Origin of the sequence: Thermococcus sp. (assembly GCF_026991495.1) — an archaeon.
Taxonomy (GTDB): domain Archaea; phylum Methanobacteriota_B; class Thermococci; order Thermococcales; family Thermococcaceae; genus Thermococcus.
Map to the genome: position 1 here is coordinate 1 of NZ_JALXBJ010000077.1, position 3,693 is coordinate 3,693.

The window sequence follows — 3,693 nt, forward strand, 5'->3', positions numbered from 1 at the left end:
CCCCCTCTCGGAGGGCAGTACTACCGGGAACGCTGGCGGGCTTAACTTCCGGGGTCGAAACGAGACCGGGTGTAACCCCGCCGCCCTGGCCGCCGTACCACCCACACCTCCCACAGGAACTTTATAAATCTTACGGTCACCAGACGACCTCTTCAAAGGATTCCTCCAGGGAAGGGCTCTTTTTGCGGATCTGCCTTGGAAGGTTTGAGAACGCTATTATCTGGTATACCCAAGCCACCAGCAGGAGTATTACACCAACGAGGATCACCAGCGTCAGGACACCCCACCAGAGGAACTTGGCAGTGTTCTCAAACTCTTTGACCCCCGTTATCCTGTACATGCCCATCCAAGCCTTCTTCTCGAAGTAGGCCGCCAGTATAATGGCCAAGAGGAGTATGATGAGACCGGAGAGTATCAGGGCCTCTCCTTTATCAGTGAGTCCTCCGTGCCCCTCACCGTAGGTAAAATGCATTGGGAACTGCTCTGGGCTTTGGAAAGAGATGAGTGCAGCACTTATGATCAGCGCGCCCCCGATGAATCCCAGGACGAGGCCGATGATAAAGCCCTTCAGGTAGTCTTTGAAGGGCCCCTCGTCCCCCAATTTGTTCCCGATCCCGTTCAGGGATATCAGGATGAGGATCGGGGAGAGCAGGGAGATGATGCCGCCTATTTTAGGTATGAAGGCGGCGAGGGCGAGTAGGGAACCCACCAGCCCAAGGTTCCTCTCACTGCTTATGTCGATCACTTCCTCCGTGGGCGAGGGAGAGTACTCCTGCATCGAGACCACCAATGTTAGTAAGTACTACCTTTTAAAAGATTGTCGTTCAGAAGGTTTATTAGGGGCCGCTCCAACCGGAAGCGGTGGTGGCTGATGCTTGAGTCGCTGTGGCACTTCATCAACCAGTACTTCATCCAGCCCATGTACACGAGAAGCGGATATAATTCGATAAACACGCTCGTTTACGCACTCTTATTCGGTTTTGGCGTTATCTACACATACAAATACATAATCAAACCCCTGAAAATACCGGTTGACGAGCGGCTCTTCTGGGCCGTAACGCCGATGGTCGTCTTCGGTGCGACAGTGAGGGCCCTCGTTGATGGGGGCGTTCTTCCAGAGAACCCCTGGCTCCTCACCCCCGGGATATTCTTCACAGCCTTCTTCCTCATACTGCCCCCCATCTTCCTCGACGCCAAGCTCAAGCTCTATCCAAAGATAACGATCGGCTGGGGAAGCCTCTTAGCACTTTGGGCGACGTACATGCTCGTTGCCAACGCCAAGAACTGGCGGCCCTACGAGCTCACCCTCCTCCACACCTTTGCAAGCTGGGCCGTTGTGATGGCCTTCTACAAGTGGAAGCCCTTCGATAAGCTCTACCTCTACGCCGTTTTAGCCCACATGTACGACATGGGTTCAACTGTCGCCGCAATACACTTTTACCACTACCGCGAGGTTCACTGGGTCGAGAGCCACCTCGTCAGATGGTTTGGAGCCTACGCCTACTACCCCTGGATAACCGTGATCCTGATAGTGGTCTACTACGCCCTGAAATACCTGGTCACTGACGAGGAGGAGAGGCGCTTCTGGTACCTCGCGATATACATCCTCGGGCTCGGACCGGCGGTCAGGGACCCGGCCCAGATGGTTCTTCAGATATGAGGCTTTTCCTTTTCTTCAGAATTCAGTCGGCTCCCCAATGCTGGCCTTCCTCTTATATAATTTGCCCAAAGTCCTCAATCGGCTTTCAGCCCTTTGCTCCGGCGCTAACTGGACTTTTTAATACCCTGCCCTCCTCTATCTCCTTCCTCAGGTTTTTCGCATCTTGCTCGGCATCCCTAACGCGGAAGACTCTCGCTATCCTCTCTACAGCCTCAAGCTTCCGCACAATCCCGTCCAGCCACGTGAAGACGTCACCAGGGTAGATTATCAGCCCGTAGACCTTCCTGAAGTGCTCCGCTATCTGAGTGGGGTGCTTGCCGCTCCTGCGGAGCTCTATTATTAAGTTGCTCACCCTCTCCATAGCGTAATCCGTGCACTCTTCCTCCGGGCACATGAAGAAGTCCTGGTAGAGTGTGAAGAGCCTCTCTGCTGCGTTGGGGCTCAGCTCCGGAATCACCTTGTCGAGCTCGTCTAAGATGGAGGCAAAGCTCGGGGAGAAGACGTTGGCGCTTATCCTTCCCCTCACGGCCCTCTCAAGCTCCCTCTGGAGGACGCTCCCCATGTACAGGTTCCCGAAGGGCAAAAGCTTAACCGCTATCCACCGGGCCGGCTTTTTCCCGAGGTTGGCCCTTATGAACCCGGCCTCCTTAGGCAGGAGAAAGCTCATGCTCACAGCCCTTCCGTAGGGCGTAACCTCGACGATGGGCCCCTTAAGTCTCACAAATCCGAACTCCTCCAGCTTCTCAAGGACTTTCCCTGCGCTCTGGTTGGCCCCCAAGCATTTAGCCTGCACTTCCTCGATGAGCTCAAGCCTGTTGAAGACGCAGGAATGAGCGAGAACGTTATCCCCCTCAAACTCGTCGCTCCACTCGACGAGAACGGGCTCTATTGGCGCCGTCAGAAGCTTAAACGCCACCTCGTCTTCAGTCCCCTCCATCCCGGCCGAGTACTTCCTTCCGGGCTCGACTATGAGATAAACCCTCCCCTTCTCGTGGTAGAGCGGCCTCCCAGCCCTCCCGAGCATCTGGTGGAACTCCCTAACGGTCAGCCACTTGTTGCCCATAGCTAAACTCTCGAAGATAACCTGCGAAGCGGGGAAGTCAACACCCGCTCCAAGCGCCGCGGTCGTAACGACGACGTCGAGCCTCTGGGCCAAGAACTCCATCTCGGTGAGCTTCCTCTGCCTGTAGGGCAGACCGGAGTGGTAGGGCTTCGCGCGGAGGCCTTTGCTCGTGAGATACGCTGAAAGCTCGTGCGTCCTCTTGCGCGAGAAGGTGAAGACTATCGTCTGCCCTTTGTAGCCCTGCCTCGACTTTCTCATAGCCTCGGCTTTACAGAGGTTCGCTATGTGCCTCCACTTCTCGCCCTCGCTCCTCGCTATTATCACGTGCCTCTCAAGGTCAACGGGCCTCTCGTCGTAGAGCACCAGCTTCAGCTCGAGTTCTTTTGCCAGCTCCTCGGGGTTTCCAACGGTCGCGCTCAGCCCTATGAACTGGGCCCTTGGATAGAGTCTCCTCAACCTCGCTATGAGGCCGTCCAGGCGGGGTCCGCGCTCCTCATCGTCCAGCGTGTGGATTTCGTCTATGATGACAGTTCCAACGTTCCCTATCTTCCTGCCTGCCCTGAGCAGGTAGTCTATTCCCTCGTAGGTTCCGACTATTATCTCGGCATCTATTCCAGTATCAACGACAACGAGCTCGTCCCTCGTCTTTATCCTGCTCATCCCAACGCGAATGGCAACTCTGAGGCCGAGCTTTGAATACCTCCTCCTGAAGTCCTCGTACTTCTGGTTTGCGAGGGCGACGAGGGGAACGAGGAAGAGCATCTTTTTGCCTTCCATCGCCTTTGGAACTCCAGCGAGCTCTCCGATGAGCGTCTTCCCGCTTGCTGTTGCCGAAACCACGAGAAGGTTCTCGCCTTCGAGGAGACCGTTCTTGACTGCCAAACTCTGAACCGGGAGGAGCTCGCTGACGCCCTCACTCTTCAGGACTTCCTTGAACTTCTCGGGAACGGGAAGGTCATCAACCTTAACC

General features: G+C 55.6%; 3 protein-coding genes and 1 rRNA gene. 1 reads left to right on the plus strand and 3 read right to left on the minus strand.

What is annotated here, in order from left to right; genetic code table 11:
• Together rrf and MVB78_RS08980 are read right to left on the minus strand one after the other, a co-directional pair.
• Positions 1 to 97 (minus strand): 5S ribosomal RNA (gene rrf, locus MVB78_RS08975); the annotation flags it as partial.
• Between the two features lie 39 nt (positions 98 to 136).
• The gene (locus MVB78_RS08980) at positions 137 to 778 is read right to left on the minus strand and encodes a DUF996 domain-containing protein (protein WP_297490503.1); all 642 of its coding nucleotides are present in this window, start codon (positions 776 to 778) and stop codon (positions 137 to 139) included.
• Between the two features lie 93 nt (positions 779 to 871).
• On the opposite strand from MVB78_RS08980, the gene MVB78_RS08985 reads away from it, so the two are divergent.
• Positions 872 to 1,660 carry a DUF63 family protein gene (locus tag MVB78_RS08985; RefSeq protein ID WP_297490489.1) on the plus strand — a complete coding sequence of 263 codons (789 nt, stop codon included), beginning with the start codon at positions 872 to 874 and terminating at the stop codon, positions 1,658 to 1,660.
• 85 nt (positions 1,661 to 1,745) lie between these two features.
• On the opposite strand, the gene MVB78_RS08990 is transcribed toward MVB78_RS08985, so the two are convergent.
• Positions 1,746 to 3,693, minus strand: a 1,948-nt coding sequence (locus tag MVB78_RS08990; RefSeq protein ID WP_297490493.1) for a DEAD/DEAH box helicase, incomplete at its 5' end; no start/stop codon positions are given.

Excerpts from the sequence above, each read along its gene's own strand:
- MVB78_RS08985 (WP_297490489.1), top strand. The coding sequence starts at position 872 with ATGCTTGAGTCGCTGTGGCACTTCATCAACCAGTACTTCATCCAGCCC.
- MVB78_RS08980 (WP_297490503.1), bottom strand. The coding sequence starts at position 778 with ATGCAGGAGTACTCTCCCTCGCCCACGGAGGAAGTGATCGACATAAGC.